We start from the raw sequence: 22,056 nt of genomic DNA on the forward strand, positions 1-22,056 counted from the left end.
CGCACGTTGTAAGAAGGAGCACCCCCAATGCCTGTGTATGACTATGTCGTAGTCGGCGGCGGCACCGCCGGTTCCGTCATCGCCTCCCGCCTCACCGAGGACCCGGACGTCACCGTCGCCGTCATCGAGGGTGGCCCGTCCGACATCGACCGCGAGGACGTGCTGACGCTGCGCAAGTGGCTCGGCCTGCTCGGCGGCGAGCTGGACTACGAGTACACGACGACCGAGCAGCCGCGCGGCAACTCGCACATCCTGCACAGCCGCGCCAAGGTGCTCGGCGGGTGCTCCTCACACAACACGCTGATCTCCTTCAAGCCGCTGCCGTCCGACTGGGACGAGTGGGAGGAGGCGGGCGCCACCGGCTGGAACGCCGCGGAGATGGACCCGTACTTCGGCAAGCTGCGCAACAACATCGTGCGGGTGGCGAAGAAGGACCAGAACCAGATCGCCACCGACTGGATCGAGGCCACCAAGACGGCCCTCGGCGTCCCCGAGGTCGTCGGCTTCAACGACCAGCCCTTCGACGAGGGCGTCGGCTTCTTCGACCTCTCCTACCACCCGGAGAACAACAAGCGCTCCTCCGCTTCGGTCGCCTACCTTCACCCGCACATCGAGGCCGGCGACCGCCCGAACCTCACGCTGATGCTGGAGACCTGGGCGCACAAGCTGGAGCTGGACGGCACCACCGCCAAGGGCGTCCACGTCCGGACGAAGGACGGCGCGGAGGTCTACGTCGAGGCCGCCCGCGAGGTGCTGGTCTGCGCCGGCGCCGTCGACACCCCGCGGCTGCTGATGCACTCCGGTATCGGGCCGAAGAAGGACCTGGAAGCGCTCGGTCTGCCGTGCGTGCTCGACCTGCCGGGTGTCGGGGAGAACCTCATCGACCACCCCGAGTCGGTGATCGTCTGGGAGACCGAGGGACCGATCCCGGGCAACTCCGCGATGGACTCCGACGCGGGCCTCTTCGTCAAGCGGGACCCGGAGCACAAGGGCCCCGACCTGATGTTCCACTTCTACCAAATTCCCTTCACCGACAACCCCGAGCGGCTGGGCTACGAGCGCCCCGAGCACGGCGTGTCGATGACCCCGAACATCCCCAAGTCCCGCTCCCGCGGCCGCCTCTACCTCACCTCCGCGGACCCCGAGGCCAAGCCGGCCCTCGACTTCCGCTACTTCGAGGACGAGGACGACTACGACGGCCGGACCCTCGTCGACGGCGTCAAGCTGGCCCGCAAGATCGCCCAGGCCGAGCCGTTCGCCAAGTGGCTCAAGCGGGAGGTCTTCCCCGGCCCCGAGGTCACCGACGACGCGGAGATCAGTGAGCTGGTGCGGAAGGCGGCCCACACCGTCTACCACCCGGCCGGCACCTGCAAGATGGGCGCCGCCGATGACCAACTCGCCGTCGTCGACCCCGAGTTGAAGATCCGCGGGCTGTCCGGCATCCGGATCGCCGACGCCTCCGTCTTCCCGACGATGCCCGCGGTCAACCCGATGCTGGGCGTGCTCATGGTGGGGGAGAAGTGCGCTGAACTGCTCCATAAGGCTCCGACCCAAGGAGGTGATGCGTGATGGCTACCACCTCCGCCGGCGCATCCGAGATACCCAACGCCCGTACGTCCAAGGACGCCGCCGCCACCGAGGCGTCCGACGGACGTGAGGTCGTCTTCTCCGTCCGCAACCTCTGGAAGGTCTTCGGCCCCAAAGCCGACCGCATCCCCGGCGACTCCTCCGTGACGGAGCTGAGCGCCCAGGAGCTGCGCGAGCAGACCGGCTGTGTGGCCGCCGTCCGCGATGTCTCCTTCGACGTCCACAAGGGCGAGGTCTTCGTCGTCATGGGCCTGTCCGGCTCCGGCAAGTCCACCCTCGTGCGCTGCCTGACCCGGCTGATCGAGCCGACCAGCGGTGAGCTGGAGATGGATGGCGAGGACGTCCGCGCCATGGACCGCACCGCGCTGCGTGAACTGCGCCGCCGCCGCGCCGCCATGGTCTTCCAGCACTTCGGCCTGCTGCCGCACCGCACCGTCGTCGACAACGTCGCCTACGGCCTGGAGATCCAGGGCATGGGCAAGACGGAGCGCCGCACGAAGGCCAACGAGATGGTCGACAAGGTCGGCCTGGCCGGGATGGAGAAGCGCCGCCCCGGGCAGCTCTCCGGCGGCCAGCAGCAGCGCGTCGGCCTGGCCCGCGCGCTCGCCGTCGACCCCGAGGTCCTGCTCTTCGACGAGCCGTTCAGTGCCCTGGACCCCCTCATCCGCCGCGATATGCAGGAAGAGGTCGTCCGCCTGCACCGTGAAGAGGGCCGCACCATGGTCTTCATCACCCACGACCTCGCCGAGGCGCTGCGGATCGGTGACCGGATCGCCCTGATGCGCGACGGCAAGATCGTCCAGCTCGGCACCCCCGAGGAGATCGTCGGCTCCCCGGCCGACGACTACGTCCGCGACTTCGTCCGGGACGTCCCGCGCGAGCAGGTGCTGACCGTGCGTCGCGCGATGCGCCCGGCCGAGGACGGCGAGGCCGACGAGGGCCCCGCGCTGAGCCCCGACGCCCTGATCTCCGACGCCATCGAGGCCGTCGCCCGCTCCGGCGGCGCGGCCCGGGTCGTCGACGGCGAGCGCTGCCTGGGCATCGTCGACCACGCCTGCCTGCTGAACGTGGTCGCCCGGCTCGACAGCCCGCAGCACGGCGAGGTGGCTGCCTGATGTACGCCGCCACCACCCACCGCGGCGCCGTGCGCGCCGTCGGTTCCAGAGCTCCCGCGGCCACGCCGCGGGCCCGGCTGCGCGCCACCCTCCTGCGCCACTGGCGCGAGGCCCAGCGCTGCGCCGCCCTGAACATCCCCACGGGCACCGTGAAGCGGGGGCGCGCATGAGCATCTTCTCCACGCCTCCCCTCGCGACGCGCCCGCTGAGCGATGCCGAACGGCCCGGCCCCCTGCGGGCGGTGCGGCAGTTCCCCGGCCTGAGCAAGCTCCTGCTGCTCGTGCTCGCCGCGGCGGTCCTGGTGCCGCTGCTGGCCACCAAGTACGGCGCCGCCTGGCCGTCCTCGCTGACCGTCGATGTCTCCGGCCCGCTCGGCAAGACCAGCGACTGGATCATCGACAACCGCGACAGCCACTGGCTGTTCGTCTACTTCCTCGGTCACCTCAGCAACGCCGTGGTGATCTCGGTACGCGCGGTCTACATGCTGCTGCTCGCGCTCGGCTGGACCGGTGTGACCGCCGGTGTCACGCTGATCGCCTGGCGCGTCGCCGGTCTCCGTATCGCCGCCATCTCTCTGATCTCCTTCCTGGTCAGCGGCCTGCTGGGGATGTGGGTCCCGACCATGCAGACCCTCGCCCTGATGGTCGTCGCGGTGGTCTTCTCGGTCGTCGTCGGCGCCCTGCTGGGCCTGGCCGGCGGCCTGTCCGAGCGGCTGTTCCGCATCCTGCGCCCGGTCCTGGACACCATGCAGGTGCTGCCCGCCTTCGCCTATCTCCTGCCCGTGGTGCTGGTCTTCGGCATCGGCGTCCCCGCCGCGCTGCTGGCCACCGTCATCTACGCGGCTCCGCCGATGGCGCGGCTCACCGCGCTGGGTCTGCGTGGCGCCGACCCGGGCGTCCTGGAGGCGGTCTCCTCGCTCGGCGCCACCGGACGGCAGCGGCTGCTGACCGCTCGCCTGCCGCTGGCCCGTAAGGAACTCCTCCTCGGCGTCAACCAGTCGATCATGATGGCGCTGGGCATGGTCGTGATCGCCTCGATGATCGGCGCCGCCGGTCTCGGTGACCGCGTCTACCAGGCGCTCGCCTCGGTCGACGTCGGTGCCGCGCTCGCCGCCGCCATTCCGATCGTGCTGCTGGCCATCGTCATGGACCGCACCACGGCCGCGGCCGGTGAGCGGCTCGGCGCCGGTACCTCCGCCCCCGGCCCGGCGTGGCTGCGTGGCTGGCAGGCCTGGACCGGTATCGCCGTGGTCACCGCCGGGCTCGCGCTGGTGGGCCGGCTGAGCGGTTCGCTGGTGTGGCCGGGTGCCTGGGCCGTGGACCTCGCCCGCCCCGTCAACGACTTCAAGGAGTGGATGGTCGATCACCTCTACTCCGGAGTCCCGGTCATCGGCGGCACCGCCGACTGGGCCGCGCACTTCACCAACTGGGTGCTCAACCCGCTGCGGGACGGCCTGACCGCGCTGCCCTGGTACGGCACGCTGCTCGTCGTCGCCGCGCTGGCCTGGCTCATCGGGACCTGGCGCACCGCGCTGACCGCCGTCCTCGCGATGGCCGCCATCGGTGTGCTGGGCGTGTGGAAGCCGTCGATGAACACCCTGTCCCAGGTGCTCGCCGCGCTGGTGGTGACCCTGGTGCTGGGCTTCGGCGTCGGCATCCTCGCCGCCGGCAGCAAGCGCCTGGAGGCGATCCTGCGGCCGGTCCTGGACGTCATGCAGACCATGCCGCAGTTCGTCTACCTCATCCCGGTGGTCGCGCTGTTCGCCGTGGGCCGCGCCCCGGCGGCCGCCGCCGCGGTCGTCTACGCGCTGCCCGCCGTCATCCGCATCACCACCCAGGGCCTGCGCCAGGTCGACCCGGGCGCCATGGAGGCCGCCCGCTCGCTGGGCGCCACCCGCTGGCAGATCCTGCGCCAGGTCCAGCTCCCGCTGGCCCGGCCCGCGCTGCTGCTCGCCGTCAACCAGGGCGTGGTCCTGGTCCTCGCCGTCGTCATCATCGGCGGTCTGGTCGGCGGCGGTGCCCTCGGCTACGACGTCGTCACCGGCCTCGCCACCGGAGACCTGGGCCTCGGCCTGGTCGCGGGTGTGGCCATCGTGTGCCTGGGCCTGATGCTGGACCGGGTCACTCAGCCCACGGAACGCCGCACCACGGGGAAGGGAGTCTGACCATGTCCCGTAAGCGCACCATGATCATCGGGACGGCCGCGCTGGCCGGCACGGCGGTCCTCTCCCTCTCCCTGTCCTCCTGTGGCAAGGCCGACATGACCAAGCAGGCCTCGCCGTTCGCGGCGGCCAAGGGCTCCAAGTCGGTCACCCTGTCGGTGCAGACCTGGGTCGGCGCCCAGTCCAATGTCGCGGTCGCCAAGTACCTTCTCGAACACAAGATGGGCTACCACGTCGACACCGTCCAGGTGGACGAGATCCCCGCCTGGGACGCCCTCAGCCAGGGCCGGGTCGACGCCATCCTGGAGGACTGGGGCCACCCCGAGCAGGAACAGCGGTACGTCAAGGACAAGAAGACGATCACGGCGGGTGGCGGCAACGGCGTCACCGGCCACATCGGCTGGTATGTCCCCAAGTACTGGGCGGACAAGCACCCCGAGGTCACCAACTGGAAGAACCTCAACAAGTTCGCCAAGCAGCTCCGTACCTCGGAGAGCGGCAACAAGGGCCAGCTGATGGACGGTTCGCCGTCCTACGTCACCAATGACAAGGCGCTGGTGAAGAACCTCAAGCTCGACTACGAGGTCGTCTTCGCGGGCTCCGAGGCGGCGCAGATCACCCAGATCCAGCAGTTCGCCAAGCAGAAGAAGCCCTTCCTGACGTACTGGTACGAGCCGCAGTGGCTCTTCAACCAGGTGCCGATGGTGGAGGTCAAGCTCCCCAAGTACACCGACGCCTGTGCGGAGAAGGGCACCAAGGACCCGCAGTCCATCGACTGCGCCTATCCGACCACGCCCCTCCAGAAGTACTTCAACACGGAATTCGCCAAGAAGGGCGGCAGTGCCGCGGCGTTCCTGAAGCACTTCCAGTGGACCAAGGACGACCAGAACGAGGTCTCCGAGTCCATCGCCTCGGGCGGTCTGTCCGCCGACGAGGCGGCGAAGCGCTGGGTGGAAAAGCACCCGGACGTCTGGAAGAAGTGGCTGACCAAGAAGTAGCCACACGGGAAGCGCGGAACCCCGCGGGCAGTCGCACGATGTGTGCGGCTGCCCGCGCGCGTGTTCCGGGGCCTTTGCACACCTGCCCTACCCGTTCGGGTGGCGGGTGGCGAACCACCGCACGGCGCGGCGCCCGGCCCAGAAGGCTGGGCAGCCGTCACCGACGAAAGGCCCGTCATGCCGCTGCCGCCGACCTGCCCCACGCCCGACTGCGACGACCGGCTGTGGAAGGACACCGCGCACACCAGCACCGACTGGGACAACTGGCGCTGGTGGTGCTGCCGTTGCCGCAAGCAGTGGTACCCCACGGCAGAACAGCTCCAGGACTTCCGCTACGGAGCGAGCCGGCCCGCCGCGACCCACCGGGACCCGCGGGCGGCCCGCCGGTAGGCGGGCTTTCGGGGGGCATCGACCACGGCTCCGCCATGCTCACCGGTTCGCGGTGCCGGCTGCCCGTCCGAGCGGGCGCCCTCGCCCAGCGCGACCCCCTGATCACCGCGTTCGAGCGCTGGGCACGCCTGCACCTCGGCGCGCCGAACCCGCTGTCCGAGGCGGCCCGGGTCCACGGCGTCAGCGAGCGCACCCTCCAGCGCACCGTCCGCCGGGTCCTGAACACCACGCCGGTCCGGTTCGTCCAGGACCTGCGGGTCGAACAGGCCACGCATCTGCTGCGGACCGCGGACCTCTCCCTGGAGGCCATCGCCCGCAAGGTCGGCTACGAACACGCCACCACCCTGCGCTCCCTCCTGCGCGACCGCACCGGCTCCACTGCCGGCGGTCTGCGCGTCCGCTGAGCGCGACCACCAACTCCGCGCCGTCCGCGGCGAATCGGCGCTCGGCGAGCCGCTCCGTCCGGAGCATTACGGCGAAGGTGACATTGCGGTACGTCCCGTCCCCCGCGGGTGACGAACGGCCGGGACCTGGTTGCCCGGTGGGCCCGGCGTGACGGCATAGTAGGGCGCAGCCCGATGAGGGACATGACAATTAACGGTGGCAACGGTGCGCTGTTGCGCTCGGCGCCGCCCCGTACCAGGGGGACTCCCGCTCCATGCCATCCATCCGCCGCTCCACCGCCGCGGCCGCGGCACTCGTCGCACTGTTCGCGGGCACCGTCACCGCCTGCGGCCCCGACGAGGCCGTCGGCGGTGCGGCCGCCGACCAGAAGGACCGGGCCGACGGGGGCTTCAAGCTTCCCAGTGGCGCGCCGACCAGCCTGGACGACCTGAAGAAGTGGAAGGACGGCGGCTGGCAGGACTGGGACAAGTGGGCCCGCGACGCGAAGGACTTCGCCAACCCGGTCATCAAGGACCACTGGAAGTCCGACCGGCTTGCCAAGGCGAAGACCTCGCCGGAGATCGGCGTCAAGGCCACCGGCACGGGGAGCGAGTTCGAGGGGACCGATGCCGAACCGCAGCCGGTCACCGCCGAGCAGGTCGCGCGGCCGTACCACCAGCACATGGCTCCGGTCGGGAAGATCTTCTTCGACAGCCCCAAGGGCCCGATGGTCTGCTCCGGCACGATCGTCGAGGACCCGGCACACCCCGGGAAGTCCAACCTGGTGTGGACCGCGGGCCACTGTGTGCACTCCGGCAAGCAGGGCGGCTGGATGCGCAACATCGTCTTCGTGCCGTCCTACAACGACAACGGCGTGCCGATGAGCCAGGTCAACAGCACGCCCGCCCAGCAGGTCACGCCCTACGGCCGGTTCTGGGCCGACTGGATCACCACCTCCGGTGAGTGGATCAACATGGGCAGCGAGAAGTCCGGCAACGGCGGCTCCGCCTACGACTTCGCCGTGCTGCACGTGAAGCCGGAGAACGGCAGCGGCAAGTCCCTCCAGGAGACCGTCGGCAACGCCGCCCGCGTCTGGTTCGACGCCCCCGCCGCCAACCAGATCGGCTCGCTGGACGCCTTCGGCTACCCGGCGGCTCCCCCCTACGACGGCGCGCGCATGATGAACTGCCCGGCCCGCCCCGGCCGCCTCGTCATGCAGCAGGGCACGCCCGCCATGAACCGCATCGGCTGCACCATGACCGGCGGCACCTCCGGCGGCGGCTGGTTCGTCAACCGCGGCGGCAAGCTGACCCTGGTGTCCAACACCTCGATCAGCTCCAACGCCCACACCTGGCTGGCCGGCCCCCACCTGGGCCCGGAGGCCCAGCGGGTCTTCGCCGACATCAGCCGGAAGTTCGCGAACCAGTAGGGGACGACGGGGAGGCGGAGGCGGCGCCGGGCCGCTCCGCCGCTACGTCCACGGCCGCTACCCCAGAGGCGGCAGCGCCCGGCACAGTGCCTCCAGGGCCGCGGGGAAGGCGCTGTCGCTGGGGGCCGCATAGCCGACGACCAGACCGTGGTGGGGCGTCATGGTGGCCTCGGGGTGGCGGTAGCCGGACAGGCCGTCGAGGGCCAGGCCCTGCCAGCGGGCGGCGCGCAGGGCCGCTTGTTCGTCCGACTCGCCCGCGCCGTCGGGGAGTTGGAGTGCGGCGTGCAGACCGGCCGCGATGCCGGTGACGGTGAGGTGCGGGGCATGGCCGGCCACCGCGTCGATCAGCTGGTCGCGGCGCCGGCGGTAGCGCTGGCGCATCCGGCGGATGTGCCGGTCGTAGGCGCCGTGGGCGAGGAACTCGGCCAGGGTGAGCTGATCGGTGACGCCCGCCCAGGCCTCGCGCTCGCCCTTGGCCTCCAGTACGGCGTCGACGAGCCGGTCGGGAAGCACCATCCAGCCCAGCCGCACCGCGGGGGAGAGGCTCTTGCTGACCGAGCCGATATGGAGGACGCGCTCCGGATCCAGGCCCTGGAGGGCGCCGACGGGCTTGCGGTCGTAGCGGAATTCACCGTCGTAGTCGTCTTCGAGAACGTATCTTCCGCTCTCCCTCGCCCAGTTGATGACCGCGGCCCGGCGGTCCGGGTGCAGCGGCACGCCGAGCGGGAATTGGTGCGCCGGGGTGAGCAGCACCGCCTCCACACCCTTCGCCGCCCCCAACTCCGCGCTCACGGCGCCGTGTTCGTCGATGCCGAGGGGGTGGGTGCGGAGGCCGGCGGTGGCCAGGAGATGGCGGTGGAACGGCAGGCCGTAGGACTCGACGGCGAGCGGTCCGGGGAGTACGGCGGGCAGCAGCAGCCGCAGCGCGTGGGCGAAGCCGGAGCAGATCACGATGCGTTCGGGGTCGGTACGTACGCCACGGGTGCGCGCCAGGTAGTCGGCGAGGGCGCGGCGCAGTTCGGGGCGGCCGCGCGGGTCGCCGGGGCCGAACGCGTCGTGCGGGGCGGCGGTCAGCGCACGGCGCGCGGCGGCGAGCCAGGCGGTGCGCGGAAAGGACGCGGCGTCCGGCTGGCCCTGGAGGAGGTTGTGCGTGGGGCGGCTCACCGGGGCGCGGTGGGCCGGGGCCCGGGTGGGCGTCAGCGGCTGCGCGCGGTGGGCGACGCGGGTGCCGGAGCCCTGCCGGGCGCTGAGCCAGCCCTCGGCGACGAGTTCGGCGTAGGTGTCGGCGACGGTGTTACGGGCGATGCCGAGGTCGACGGCGAGCGAGCGGTAGGGCGGCAGCCGCGTACCGGGGGCGAGCCGTCCGGACCGTACCGCGTCCCGCAGCGCCCGGATGAGGACGGCGCGGCGGCTGCCCGGCCCGGTCAGCTCCAGATGCAGATCGGCGCCCAGGCTCTCGGCAAGATTGACCCATGATTCCGGCATGGAAATGCACCCTACAGCCGGTCGCCTGCTCTTCTAGATTTAAGGCATGACGAACGAAGCGCAGCTCAGCACCGCACAGATCACCGCTCGGATCGACGAGGCGAACATGACGGACGAGATCGCGGGCCGCAGCCCCCGGGTCAATTTCGCGAAGGCCGCACCGAAGGCCTTCAAGGCCCTGATCGGCTTTGACGCTGCGGCCCGTGAAGGGCTCGACCCGGCCCTGGTGGAACTGGTCCAGATTCGGTCCTCGCAGCTCAACAAGTGCGCGTACTGCCTGCACATGCACACCAACGACGCCCGCAAGGCCGGTGAGAGCGAGGAGCGCCTGCACATGGTCGCCGTCTGGGAGGAGGCCGCGCACTTCTTCACTCCCAAGGAGCGGGCGGCCCTCGCCCTCACCGAGGCCGTGACCCTGGTCGCGCAGGGGGGCGTCCCGGACGAGGTCTACCGGCGCGCCGCCGCCCACTTCGACGAGCCCGAACTGGCCCGCCTGCTGGCCCTGATCTTCACCATCAACACCTGGAACCGGCTCGCCCTCAGCACGGGGAAGGTGGCGGGGACGGACGAGCGGTAGGAGGGGCGGGGCCGGGCACGGCGTGGGCTCCGGCCCGACCTCCCTCCCAAAGGCCCTCAGGGCCTCAACTGCCCGCCGCCATCCCCCCTCCCAGCTCCTCCCGCAGCCGCTCCGCCATCCCCGCCAGGGCCGCCATCGCCCGGTGCTGGAGCCCGGGGCCGAAGGTGACCCGGGCCGCGCCCAGGGTGCCGAGTTCGCGGGGTGCGGGGCCGTCGGGGGTCACCACGGCATTGACCGGGAGGCCGATGGCGGCGGCCAGGTCGGCCAGCAGGGGCGGCGGGGCGAGGATCGGGTAGACGCAGTCGGCGCCGGCCTCGGCGTAGAGGCGGCCGCGGTGGACCGTCTCGTCCCGGTCCGGGACGCCGCACAGGTAGGTGTCGATCCGGGCGTTGATCACCAGGGCGTCGCCCGCCTCGGCGCGTACCTCGGCCAGCCAGTCGGCCTGCTGGTGCGCGTCCCGCAGTGCGCCGGTGGCGTGGTCGGTGTCCTCCAGGTTGCAGCCCACCGCCCCGGCGTCCGCGAGCCGGCCGACCAACTCCCGGGCGGACAGGCCGTATCCGGCTTCCACATCCGCCGAGACCGGGATGCCGACGGCGCGGACGATACGGCGCACGGCGGCGAACATCTCGTCGGGCGGGGTCGCGCCGTCCTCGTAACCGAGGGAGGCCGCGACACCCGCACTGGGCGTGGCCAGCGCCGGGAACCCGGCGTCGGCGAACACCCGGGCACTCGCCGCGTCCCACGGACCGGGAAGGACCAGCGGGAGATCGGGGCCGTGGTGCAGGGCACGAAGTACGGCGGCCGTCATGACGCACCTCCGGCTGGGGTGCGCGCCGCTTCGGCCGGGGACAGGCTCGCCCCCACCGGGATACGGGCCGCGACATTGATCCGGTTCCAGGAGTTGATGGCCGTGATCAGGGCGAGGAGGCGGACGATTTCGGTGTCCTCGAAGTGGGCCGCCGCCCGGTCGTAGACCTCATCCGGGACGCCGCCCTGGGGCAGCAGGGTCACCGCCTCGGTGAGGGCGAGGGCCGCCTGCTCCTTGGGGGAGTAGAGACCGGTGGCTTCCTCCCAGGCGCCGAGAAGGGCGATCCGCTCGTCGGTCTCCCCGCCCTTGCGGGCATCCGTGACATGCATATCGAGGCAGAAGGCGCAGTGGTTGAGCTGCGAGGCCCGGATGAGGAGGAGTTCGACCAGGGTCGGGTCGAGGTCCGTCTTGGCGGCCCGGGTCAGTGCCAGCAGCGGGCCGTGGATACCGGGCGCCAGCCGGTAGAAGGGCAGCCGCGGCGTCTCGGTCGTGGTCATGCGTGCCCCGGGGTCATGCGGGTGGCGACGCCGAAGCGGTTCCAGGCGTTGATGGTGGTGATCAGGGCGATGAGCTGGGCGAGTTCGGTGTCGCCGAAGTGGCCCGCGGCGCGGTCGTAGACGGCGTCCGGGACGAAGCCGTCGGTGAGGAGGGTGATCGCCTCGGTGAGGGCGAGGGCGGCCTGTTCCTTGTCGGTGTAGTGGCCGGCGGCCTCCTCCCAGGCGTTGAGGAGGTAGACGCGCTGCTCGGTCTCGCCGGCCTTGCGGGCGTCCTTGATGTGCATATCGATGCAGAAGGCGCAGTGGTTGAGCTGCGAGGCACGGATCTTGACCAGCTCGACCAGCGTCGGGTCGAGGCCCTGCTTCGCCGCCGCGTCCAGCGCGATCATGGCCTTGTAGACGTCCGGTGCGAGCTTCGCCCAGTGCAGCCGGGGGCCGTGGCGGTGCGCCGCGCCCGCCGCCGTCCCGGAGGCCGTGGCCGGTGTCGTCGTCTGTGCTGTCGGTGTGGTCGTCATGCCTACGACGCTACGGCGGCAATGGCACAACTGTATGGTCCACTTCCATGGGGAATTCCTGGGCCACTTTCGGTCGCGATCTGCACCTCGACCTCACGGGTCCCGGCGGACTGCGGGCCGCCCTGCTGCGCGCCCTCCGGGACGCCGTACGGTCAGGACGGCTGGCACCCGGCACCCGGCTGCCGTCCTCCCGCTCGCTCGCCGCCGACCTCGGCATCGCCCGTAACACCGTTGCCGACGCCTACGCCGAACTCGTCGCCGAGGGCTGGCTCAGCGCCCGGCAGGGCTCCGGCACCCGCGTCGCGGCCAGGGTGCTGCCGCGCGCCACCCCCGCCGCACGGCGCACCCCGGGCCCGTCCGGCCACGCCGACCGGCCGCGCTTCGACCTCACCCCGGGCACCCCCGATGTCTCCGCCTTCCCCCGCACCGCCTGGCTCGCCGCCGCCCGCCGCGCCCTGACCGCCGCCCCCAGCGAGGCGTTCGGCTACGGCACTCCGCGCGGCCGCCCCGAACTCCGCACCGTCCTCGCCGACTACCTCGCCCGCGCCCGCGGGGTACGCGCCGACCCCGACCGCATCGTCATCTGCGCCGGTTTCATGCAGGGGCTGGGACTGCTCAGCCGGGCGCTGGGCACCGGGCGGCTGGCCGTCGAGTCGTACGGCCTGGACTTCCACCGCGCCGTCATCACCCGCGCCGGTCTGGGCACCGTCCCGCTCACCGTGGACGAACGCGGCGCCCGTACGGAGGAGCTGGCCGGGCTCGACGGCGTACGGGCGGCGCTGCTCACCCCCGCCCATCAGTTCCCCACCGGCGTACCGCTGCACCCCGACCGCCGCGCCGCCGCCGTCAACTGGGCGCGGTCCACCGGGGGTTTCATCCTGGAGGACGACTACGACGGCGAGTTCCGCTACGACCGCCAGCCGGTCGGCGCCCTCCAGGGACTCGACGCCGACCACGTCGTCTACCTGGGCACCGCCAGCAAGAGCCTCGCCCCCGCGCTGCGGCTGTCCTGGATGGTGCTGCCGGACCGCCTGGTCGACCCGGTGCTGGCGCTCAAGGGCACCGGCGAATGGCAGTCCGGCTCGCTGGACCAGCTCACCCTCGCCGAGTTCCTGTCCTCCGGCGCCTACGACCGTCATCTGCGCGGTATGCGGCTGTGCTACCGGCGGCGCCGCGATCAGCTGGTGGCCGCCCTGGCCGACCACGCGCCCCATGTCCATGTCTCGGGCATCGCCGCCGGTCTGCACGCCGTGCTGGAACTCCCGCCCGGCACCGAGCAGTCCATCGTCCAGGGCGCCCGCTGGCAGGGCCTCGCCCTGGAGGGCCTGAGCCGCTTCCACGACCCCTCCGCCCCACCGGCCTCCCGCGACGCCCTGGTGGTGGCCTACGGCACCCCGCCCGACCACTCCTTCACCCACGCCCTGGACGCCCTGCTCCGCGCGCTGCCGCCGGGGGAACCGGGCGAGTAGGGGGGAGCAGGCGGGCCGGTGTGCGCCGCCGCCGCGACGCGCCGGCGCCTGTTCGCGGACGCGATGCGCCGGTCCGGAGGCGGCGCGGGCTCCGGTCCGCGCCGCCGACCCGCTCCGCCTCACAACTCCCGTACGAAGCACACCCGGTCCAGCCCCGGCCCGTCGTAGTCGCCGTGCACCGGGACACCGTCGTGGTCGATCCGGTCGCCCGGCTCCAGCCGGAAGCCCATACGGGTGTGGTACGCGATGGAGTTGCGGTTGTTGGGGCTGGTGATGCAGCGGACCTGGCGACGGCCGGCCGCGCGGGACAGGGTGAAGAAACGGTCATAGAGGGTGCTGCCCATGCCCTTCCCCTGGCCCTCCGGGCACACGCCCGCGAAGTGGATATACGCGGTCCTGGGGTCCGTCTGGGACAGGAAGCCGATCAGAAAGGCGTGCAGGGTTCGGTCCGGCCGCTCGACCAGGAAGCTGGTGTCGGCGAAGTACTGAAGCCAGAGGCGCGGTACGAGCAGCCGGCGCTGTAGCGCGCCCGCCTCGCCGCCCAGGCCGTCCCACCAGTCGGCGAGGGCCTGCTGGAGCCGGGCGTGATCCGCGGGAACCGGGCGGCGCAACGTCAGCTGTCCGGGCAGCTGTTCCAGCACTCGGGCGTGCTCGGTCATGGTCTGGCGCCTCCGTCCTCCGGGGTGAACGGGATCTTGCCCCGATCCATGGGCCAGCGTAGAGGGCGGCCGTTCCGGGCGACTGGCGAAAAGTCGCTTCTCGCCCGGCCAACTGTCTTGCCCTGAGGGCTGGTTGAGGTGACAAAGGAGGGAGCCGCTGCCCCGTTCGCCTGACCGTGTGGGTGCGTTGCGCTGGCAAATCAAGCGAATGACCGAAAGTGGCCCACCCCGCGTACGCCTCGCCTCCAACTGCACGGTTGTGCAACGGCGTTGAGGGTGGTGCCAATGCCGCGCCCGGCGACGTCCCGTACTGACCGCACGTCACCAGTGCCGACGCGTGTCACATGCACGCCCGGTGGCGCGCGCCCCGCTGCGCCCTGAGCGCCACCTCGCGCTGCGCCATTCAGGGTAAATGCGCGTGAGGCCTATGGCGTGGCGGCATGATCGGCGCGCCTACTGATGCTATCGACCGGCGGGTTGCCTACCTGGCGGAGGACATTGGTATGCAGATGCGAATCTCCGTCGGCTGTCATTACCGAGCCTGCTTCCCAGGTTGATGCCCACTTCCCGCAGAACCACAAGCTCCGCGGGGAGCTGAACGGCCCGCCAACACCCAGCAACCGGAGGGCCATCGCATGGCACCCACCTTTACTTTGGCGTCTGCAGCGCCAAATCCGGCTGTCTTCGGACAGCCGGTCACCTTGACCGCCACAGTCATCCCGCTAGGTCTGGGAACACCCACCGGCACCGTGACCTTCGTCGTTGCCGGCGGACCCACCCTGACCGCCCCGCTCGTCGGTGGCACCGCGACCGTCACCACGACCGGTATCCCCATCGGTTTTCATACCTTCACTGCGAACTACAACGGCAGCCCCCAATTCTCGCCGTCAAGCGGCTCCGGGTCCGTGACGATCAACAAGGCGTCGACCTCCACCGTGGTGACCTCCGCGCCGGACCCGTCGAACTTCGGACAGTCGGTCGCCATCACCGCCACCGTCGCGCCGGTCGCGCCTGGTGCGGGCACCCCGACCGGCACGGTCACCTTCGTCATCGGCGGCGGCGGAGGCGGCACGCTGACCGCCCCGCTCGTCGGCGGTACGGCGACCGTCAACACCAGCAGTCTCACCCCGGGCACCCATCTCATCACCGCGACATATGGCGGCAATGCACAATTCAACGCGTCGTCCGGGACCGATACGCAGACGGTGCAGCAGGTCCTGACGCCGACGACCACCACGGTCACCTCGTCCCCCGACCCCTCGGTCTTCGGGCAGCCGGTGACCTTCACGGCCACCGTCGCACCCGTCCCGCCCGGCTCGGGCACCCCGACCGGCACGGTCACCTTCGTCATCAGCGGTGCCGGGGGCGGCACGCTGACCGCCCCGCTCGTCGGCGGTACGGCGAGCGTGACCACCAGCAGCCTCGGTGTGGGCCCCCACACCGTTACCGCGACCTACAGCGGTAGCGGCACCTTTGCGGCGTCGAGCGGTACGGACACCCAGACGGTCAACAAGGCGTCGACGACCACCACGGTCACCTCGGCGCCGGATCCGTCGGTGGTCGGTCAGTCGGTGACCTTCACCGCCACGGTCGCCCCGGTGGCGCCGGGCGCGGGCACCCCGACCGGGACGGTCACCTTCGTCATCAGTGGTGGTCCGACGCTGACCGGCACCCTTTCCGGGGGCACGGCGAGCGTCAGTACCAGTGCCCTTGCCGCCGGTCCCCATACGGTCACCGCGACCTATGGCGGAGATGCCAACTTCAACTCCTCCGTGGGCACGGACACTCACACGGTGGGCCAGGCGTCGACGACCACGACGGTCACGTCGTCGCCGGACCCGTCCGTGGTGGGCCAGTCGGTGACGTTCACGGCCACGGTCGCCCCGGTGGCGCCGGGTGCGGGCACCCCGACCGGCACGGTCACTTTCGTCATCAGTGGTGGTCCGACCTTGACCGGCACCCTTTCCGGGGGTACGGCGAGCGTCAGCACCAGTGCGCTGGGCGCCGGTACGCACACGGTCACGGCGACCTACAACGGTGACGCGAACTTCGCCACCTCCACCGGCACCGACACCCAGACGGTGAACCAGGCCTCGACGACCACGACGGTCACGTCGTCGCCGGATCCGTCGGTGGTCGGGCAGTCGGTGACCTTCACGGCCACGGTCACCCCGGTGGCGCCGGGCGCGGGCACCCCGACCGGCACGGTCACCTTCGTGATCAGTGGTGGCCCGACGCTGACCGGCACCCTTTCCGGGGGTACGGCAAGCGTCAGCACCAGCGCCTTGAGCGCCGGTACTCATACGGTCACGGCGACCTACAGCGGTGACGCGAACTTCACGTCGTCGGTCGGTACGGACACCCAGACCGTCAACCAGGCCTCGACCACCACCACGGTCACCTCGTTCCCCGACCCGTCCGTGACGGGCCAGACGGTCAACTTCACCGCCTTTGTGGGACCGGTGTTCCCCGGTGGCGGAGTCCCGACCGGAACCGTCGGCTTCGTCATCACCAACGGGGTCACCACGGTGTCCCTCAGCGGCACCCTCGACGGCGCCGGCGTCACGACCGTCAGCACCAACGGGCTGGTCACGGCGGGCACTTACACCGTCACCGCGACCTACAGCGGAGACGCGAACTACACCGGCTCCAGTGACACCGACACCCAGACCGTGAACCCGGCATCGACGAACACCGTGGTGACGTCGTCGCCGGATCCGTCGGTGGTCGGGCAGCCGGTGACCTTCACCGCCACGGTCACGCCGGCCGCGCCGGGAGCGGGGACGCCGACCGGCACCGTCACGTTCGTCATCAGTGGTGGCCCGACGCTGACCGGCACCCTTTCCGGGGGTACGGCGAGCGTCACAACCAGTGCGCTGGGCCCCGGTGCGCACACGGTCACGGCGACCTACAGCGGGGACGCCAACTTCACCGGCTCGGTCGGTACGGACACCCAGACCGTCAACCAGGCGTCGACGACCACCACGGTCAGCTCGTCGCCGGACCCGTCGGTGGTCGGTCAGTCGGTGACCTTCACGGCCACGGTCGCGCCCGTGGCGCCGGGGGCTGGTACGCCCACGGGGACGGTGACGTTCGTCATCAGCGGGGGCCCGACGCTGGTCGGCACGCTCTCCGGAGGGACGGCGAGCGTCAGCACCAGCGTGCTGGGTGCCGGTACGCACACGGTGACCGCGACCTACAGCGGTGACGCCGGCTTCACCGGCTCGGTCGGTACGGACACCCAGACCGTCAACCAGGCGTCGACGACCACCACCGTCATCTCCGCGCCGGATCCGTCGGTGGTCGGTCAGCCGGTGACGTTCACGGCCAACGTCGCGCCGGTCTCGCCGGGCGCGGGTATCCCGACCGGGACGGTGACGTTCGTCGCGACCGACGGTGTCACCACGGTGACGCTGACCGGCACCCTGGTCGGCGGCACCACCAGTGTGGTCACCACCGGCCTGGTGACGGCGGGCACTTACACCGTCACCGCCACCTACAGCGGCGACGCCGGCTTCACGAGCTCGGTCGGTACGGACACCCAGACGGTGGGCCAGGCGGCCACAACCACCTCGGTCACCTCGTCGCCGGACCCGTCGGTCTTCGGTCAGCCGGTGACCTTCACGGCCACCGTCACCCCGGTCCTGCCGGGTGCGGGCACCCCGACCGGCACGGTCACCTTCGTGATTTCCGGTGGTCCCACGCTCACCGGGACGCTCTCGGGCGGTACGGCGAGCGTCACCACCAGCGCGTTGAGTGTCGGCGCGCACACGGTCACCGCGACCTACAGCGGCGACGGCAGCTTCACCGGTTCCGTCGGTACGGACACCCAGACCGTGGCCCTGGCGGCGACGACCACCGCGGTGAGCACGACACCGGACCCGTCCGTGGTGGGCCAGTCGGTGACGTTCTCGGCCACCGTGGCGCCGGTCGCGCCCGGTGCGGGCACTCCGACCGGGACGGTGACCTTCGTCGCGACCGACGGTGTCACCACGGTGACGCTGACCGGCACGCTCAGTGGCGGCACCACCAGTGTCACCACCAACGGTCTGGTGACAGCGGGCACTTACGTCGTCACGGCGACCTACGCCGGTGACGGTAACTTCACCGGATCGGTCGGTACGGACACCCAGACGGTGGGCCAGGCGGCCACGACCACCTCGGTCAGCTCGTCGCCGGACCCGTCGGTGTTCGGCCAGCCGGTGACCTTCACGGCCACGGTGGCGCCGGTCGCGCCGGGTGCGGGTACCCCGACCGGCACGGTCACCTTCGCCATCAGTGGCGGCCCGACGCTGGTGGGCACGCTCTCCGGCGGCACGGCGAGCGTCACCACCAGCGCCTTGAGCGTCGGCAGCCACACGGTCACCGCGACCTACAGCGGTGACCCCAACTTCACCGGTTCCGTCGGTACGGACACCCAGACGGTGAACCAGGCGGCGACGACCACCGCGGTGAGCACGACACCTGACCCGTCCGTGGTGGGCCAGCCGGTGACCTTCACCGCCACCGTCGCCCCGGTCTCGCCGGGCGCGGGCACCCCGACGGGCACCGTGACGTTCGTCGCGAACAACGGTGTCATCACGGTGACGCTGACCGGCACCCTCGTCGGCGGCACCACCAGCGTCACCACCAACGGGCTGGTGATGACGGGCGTCTACACCGTCACCGCCACCTACAGCGGCGACGCCAGTTTTACCGGATCGGTCGGTACGGACACTCAGACGGTGGGCCAGGCCTCGACCACCACCTCGGTCTCCTCGTCGCCGGACCCGTCGGTCTTCGGCCAGCCGGTGACCTTCACGGCGACGGTGGCGCCGGTCGCGCCGGGTGCGGGCACGCCGACCGGGACGGTCACGTTCGTGATTTCCGGTGGTCCCACGCTCACCGGGACGCTCTCGGGCGGTACGGCGAGCGTCACCACCAGCGCGTTGGCCGTGGGCACGCACTCGGTCACCGCGACCTACAGCGGTGACCCCAACTTCACCGGTTCCGTCGGTACGGACACCCAGACGGTGATCCTGGCGGCGACGACCACCGCGGTCACCTCGTCCCCGGACCCGTCCGTGGTCGGGCAGCCGGTGACCTTCACCGCCACCGTCGCCCCGGTCTCGCCAGGCGCGGGCACCCCGACCGGCACCGTGACGTTCGTCGCCACCGATGGGGTCACCACGGTGGTGCTGACCGGCACCCTCGTCGGCGGCACCACCAGTGTCACCACCAACGGCCTGGTGACGGCCGGCACTTACGCCGTCACGGCGACCTACAGCGGCGACGCCAACTTCACCGGTTCGGCCGGTGCGGACACCCAGACCGTGGGCCAGGCCTTGACGACGACGGCGCTGAGTTCGTCGCCGGACCCGTCCGTGGTCGGGCAGCCGGTGACCTTCACGGCCACCGTCACGCCGGTCGCGCCGGGGGCCGGTACCCCCACCGGGGTGGTCACCTTCGTGATCACCGGCGGTCCCACTCTCGTCGGGACGCTCTCGGGCGGTACGGCGAGCGTCACCACCAGTGCGCTGGGCGCCGGCACCCACACCGCTACGGCGACCTACAGCGGTGACCTCAACTTCACCGGTTCCGTCGGTACGGACACCCAGACGGTGAACCTGGCGTCGACGACCACCGCGGTGAGTTCGTCGCCGGACCCGTCCGTGGTGGGCCAGTCGGTGACGTTCTCGGCCACCGTGGCGCCGGTCGCGCCGGGTGCGGGCACGCCGACCGGGACGGTGACGTTCGTCGCCACCGACGGGGTCACCACGGTGGTGCTGACCGGCACCCTCGTCGGCGGCACCACCAGTGTCACCACCAACGGCCTGGTGACGGCGGGCAGTTACCTCGTCACCGCGACCTACAGCGGTGACGCCGACTTCACCGGTTCGGCCGGTACGGACACCCAGACGGTGGGCCAGGCGTCGACCACCACCGCGGTGAGTTCGTCGCCGGACCCGTCCGTGGTCGGGCAGCCGGTGACCTTCACGGCCACCGTCTCCCCGGTCGCGCCGGGGGCCGGTACCCCCACCGGCACGGTCACCTTCGTGATCACAGGCGGTCCCACGCTCACCGCGACGCTCTCGGGCGGTACGGCGAGCGTCACCACCAGCGCCTTGAGCGCCGGTACGCACACGGTCACGGCGACGTACAGCGGTGACTCCAACTTCACGACATCGAGCGGCACCGACACCCAGACGGTGAACCTGGCGTCGACGACCACCGCGGTGAGCACGACACCGGACCCGTCCGTGGTGGGCCAGTCGGTGACGTTCTCGGCCACCGTGGCGCCGGTCGCGCCCGGTGCGGGCACTCCGACCGGGACGGTGACGTTCGTCGCGACCGACGGTGTCACCACGGTGACGCTGACCGGCACGCTCAGTGGCGGCACCACCAGTGTCACCACCAACGGGCTGGTGACAGCGGGCGTGTACGTCGTCACCGCGACCTACAGCGGTGACGCCGACTTCACCGGATCCACCGGTGCGGACACCCAGACCGTGACCCAGGCATCGACGACGACGGCGCTGAGTTCGTCGCCGGACCCGTCCGTGGTCGGGCAGCCGGTGACCTTCACGGCCACCGTCGCGCCGGTCGCGCCGGGGGCAGGTACCCCGACCGGGGTGGTCACCTTCGTGATCACCGGCGGCCCGACGCTGGCCGGCACCCTCTCCGGGGGCACGGCCACCGTCTCGACCAACGCACTCGGAGTCGGCACCTTCCCGGTGACCGCGACCTACAGCGGTGACCTGAACTTCACCGGCTCCAGCGGCAGCGACACCCAGACCGTGGCCCAGGCGTCCACGACCACCGCGGTCTCCTCGTTGCCGGACCCGTCGGTGTTCGGGCAGCTGGTGACCTTCACGGCCACCGTCGCCCCGGTCTCACCGGGTGCGGGCGTCCCGACCGGCACGGTCACCTTCGTCATCGACGGTGGCGGGGGCGGCACGCTGACCGGCACCGTCGCCGGAGGCGTGGCCACCGTCACCACCAGCACCCTCGACGCGGGGCTGCACAACGTCACCGCGACCTACAACGGTGACACCAACTTCAGCACCTCCAGCGGCACCGACACCCAGACCGTCAACCAGGCATCCACCCTCACCACCGTCAGCTCGTTCCCCGACCCGTCCATCTCCGGCAATGCGGTCACGATCTTCGCGTTCGTGGTGGCGCAGCCTCCGGGCAGCGGCGTCCCGACCGGGACGGTCACCTTCACCGTCACCGATGGCGTGACCACGGTGACCCTGACCGGAACGGTCGACGGCAGCGGTGTGGCCGCCGTCAGCACTCCGTTGCCCACGGGCAACTACACCATCACCGGGGTCTACTCCGGTGACACCAACTTCACCGGCTCCAGCGACACCGACACCCAGACCGTCATCTGACCAACCGCCCCTTCTACCGCACGCGCAACACCGTCGGGCCGTCCTCACGAGGGCGGCCCGACGCCTGTCTGCTCCCGGTCTGTCGGCGCCCGGCCCGTTTGTACCGGCGCCGGGCGGCACCTCGTTTGCGGCGGGCCCCTGGATGCCGTCTACGCTGGCCCCGCTCAAACAGATGTCCAACGGGGGAAGGCAAGAAATGGCTGAGAAGGCACGCCGACGGCTGCGGTCCAGCACGGTGATCCTGGGAGGCATGGGCGCGCTCGCCGCCGCCCTGACGTCCTGCGGTTCCGAGCCCGACAAGCGCTGCGTCGACCGCAACAGCTACGACACGCTCAAGGGCTACCGCGTCGTCGACTCCAAGAACTGCTCGGCGAGCGGCAGTTCGTCCTCCGGAAGCAGCGGGACCGGCAGCGGCGGATACGGCAGCTCCGGCCGCGGCAAGCAGCGGGTCGACGGCCAGTGGTATTACGACCCGAGCAACAAGGGCGGCTCGTACGCCGACAGCGGCACGTTCAGCAAGAGCACGGCCGTCAACCGCGGCGGCTTCGGCTGCTCGGGCTCGCACAGCGGCGGCGGCGGCCGGCACGGCTCCTTCGGCGGCTGAGC

17 protein-coding genes are annotated in these 22,056 nt (G+C 71.3%); 12 read left to right on the forward strand and 5 right to left on the reverse strand.

Annotated features, from left to right (window positions below; genetic code table 11):
- Positions 1–27: 27 nt before the first annotated feature.
- The 8 genes from QT196_RS24830 to QT196_RS24865 all read left to right on the forward strand — a co-directional run bounded on the left by QT196_RS24830 (position 28) and on the right by QT196_RS24865 (position 8,064).
- The gene (locus QT196_RS24830) at positions 28–1,569 is read left to right on the forward strand and encodes a GMC oxidoreductase (RefSeq protein WP_266733949.1); all 1,542 of its coding nucleotides are present in this window, start codon (positions 28–30) and stop codon (positions 1,567–1,569) included.
- Positions 1,569–2,702, forward strand: coding sequence for a glycine betaine/L-proline ABC transporter ATP-binding protein (locus tag QT196_RS24835; protein ID WP_290355720.1), 1,134 nt, complete (start codon positions 1,569–1,571; stop codon positions 2,700–2,702). The genes QT196_RS24830 and QT196_RS24835 overlap by 1 nt, the downstream gene beginning before the upstream one ends.
- The gene (locus tag QT196_RS24840; RefSeq protein WP_168481039.1) at positions 2,702–2,872 is read left to right on the forward strand and encodes a hypothetical protein; all 171 of its coding nucleotides are present in this window, start codon (positions 2,702–2,704) and stop codon (positions 2,870–2,872) included. Before QT196_RS24835 ends, QT196_RS24840 begins: the two co-directional genes overlap by 1 nt.
- Positions 2,869–4,866: an ABC transporter permease subunit gene (locus tag QT196_RS24845; RefSeq protein ID WP_168481040.1), complete on the forward strand. Its 1,998-nt coding sequence runs from the start codon at positions 2,869–2,871 to the stop codon at positions 4,864–4,866. Before QT196_RS24840 ends, QT196_RS24845 begins: the two co-directional genes overlap by 4 nt.
- A gap of 2 nt (positions 4,867–4,868) precedes the next feature.
- Positions 4,869–5,861, forward strand: a complete 993-nt coding sequence (locus QT196_RS24850; RefSeq protein WP_168481041.1) for an ABC transporter substrate-binding protein — start codon at positions 4,869–4,871, stop codon at positions 5,859–5,861.
- Positions 5,862–6,038: 177 nt separating this feature from the next.
- Positions 6,039–6,251 (forward strand): hypothetical protein, encoded by a 213-nt coding sequence (locus QT196_RS24855; RefSeq protein WP_168481042.1) that lies wholly within the window; start codon positions 6,039–6,041, stop codon positions 6,249–6,251.
- A gap of 35 nt (positions 6,252–6,286) precedes the next feature.
- Positions 6,287–6,655: a helix-turn-helix domain-containing protein gene (locus tag QT196_RS24860; protein WP_290355721.1), complete on the forward strand. Its 369-nt coding sequence runs from the start codon at positions 6,287–6,289 to the stop codon at positions 6,653–6,655.
- 254 nt (positions 6,656–6,909) lie between these two features.
- Entirely contained in the window at positions 6,910–8,064 is a 1,155-nt protein-coding gene (locus QT196_RS24865; RefSeq protein WP_290355722.1) for a hypothetical protein, read from the forward strand.
- A 57-nt stretch (positions 8,065–8,121) separates the two neighbouring features.
- Here QT196_RS24865 and QT196_RS24870 read toward each other — a convergent pair whose 3' ends face one another.
- Positions 8,122–9,549: a PLP-dependent aminotransferase family protein gene (locus QT196_RS24870; RefSeq protein ID WP_290355723.1), complete on the reverse strand. Its 1,428-nt coding sequence runs from the start codon at positions 9,547–9,549 to the stop codon at positions 8,122–8,124.
- A 106-nt stretch (positions 9,550–9,655) separates the two neighbouring features.
- Between QT196_RS24870 and QT196_RS24875 the strand changes: the two genes are divergently transcribed.
- The gene (locus tag QT196_RS24875) at positions 9,656–10,126 is read left to right on the forward strand and encodes a carboxymuconolactone decarboxylase family protein (protein ID WP_248001648.1); all 471 of its coding nucleotides are present in this window, start codon (positions 9,656–9,658) and stop codon (positions 10,124–10,126) included.
- A 64-nt stretch (positions 10,127–10,190) separates the two neighbouring features.
- Here QT196_RS24875 and QT196_RS24880 read toward each other — a convergent pair whose 3' ends face one another.
- Genes QT196_RS24880 through QT196_RS24890 form a run of 3 tightly spaced genes read right to left on the reverse strand, consistent with a single transcriptional unit; the run spans position 10,191 to position 11,946 of the window.
- Positions 10,191–10,934, reverse strand: coding sequence for an isocitrate lyase/phosphoenolpyruvate mutase family protein (locus QT196_RS24880; protein WP_290355724.1), 744 nt, complete (start codon positions 10,932–10,934; stop codon positions 10,191–10,193).
- On the reverse strand, positions 10,931–11,431 hold the full coding sequence (locus QT196_RS24885) for a carboxymuconolactone decarboxylase family protein (protein ID WP_290355725.1): 501 nt from the start codon (positions 11,429–11,431) through the stop codon (positions 10,931–10,933). The genes QT196_RS24880 and QT196_RS24885 overlap by 4 nt, the downstream gene beginning before the upstream one ends.
- Positions 11,428–11,946, reverse strand: a complete 519-nt coding sequence (locus QT196_RS24890; protein WP_248001293.1) for a carboxymuconolactone decarboxylase family protein — start codon at positions 11,944–11,946, stop codon at positions 11,428–11,430. The genes QT196_RS24885 and QT196_RS24890 overlap by 4 nt, the downstream gene beginning before the upstream one ends.
- Positions 11,947–11,993: 47 nt before the next feature.
- Here QT196_RS24890 and QT196_RS24895 point away from each other — a divergent pair, with 47 nt between their 5' ends.
- Positions 11,994–13,415, forward strand: a complete 1,422-nt coding sequence (locus tag QT196_RS24895; protein WP_290355726.1) for a PLP-dependent aminotransferase family protein — start codon at positions 11,994–11,996, stop codon at positions 13,413–13,415.
- Between the two features lie 119 nt (positions 13,416–13,534).
- On the opposite strand, the gene QT196_RS24900 is transcribed toward QT196_RS24895, so the two are convergent.
- On the reverse strand, positions 13,535–14,074 hold the full coding sequence (locus QT196_RS24900) for a GNAT family N-acetyltransferase (protein ID WP_168481048.1): 540 nt from the start codon (positions 14,072–14,074) through the stop codon (positions 13,535–13,537).
- A 635-nt stretch (positions 14,075–14,709) separates the two neighbouring features.
- Between QT196_RS24900 and QT196_RS24905 the strand changes: the two genes are divergently transcribed.
- On the forward strand, positions 14,710–21,450 hold the full coding sequence (locus tag QT196_RS24905; protein ID WP_290355727.1) for an Ig-like domain-containing protein: 6,741 nt from the start codon (positions 14,710–14,712) through the stop codon (positions 21,448–21,450).
- A gap of 196 nt (positions 21,451–21,646) precedes the next feature.
- The gene (locus QT196_RS24910) at positions 21,647–22,054 is read left to right on the forward strand and encodes a hypothetical protein (RefSeq protein ID WP_266733930.1); all 408 of its coding nucleotides are present in this window, start codon (positions 21,647–21,649) and stop codon (positions 22,052–22,054) included.
- The last annotated feature ends 2 nt before the right edge of the window (positions 22,055–22,056 follow it).

Source organism: Streptomyces sp. P9-2B-2, from assembly GCF_030406865.1.
GTDB lineage: Bacteria > Actinomycetota > Actinomycetes > Streptomycetales > Streptomycetaceae > Streptomyces > Streptomyces platensis.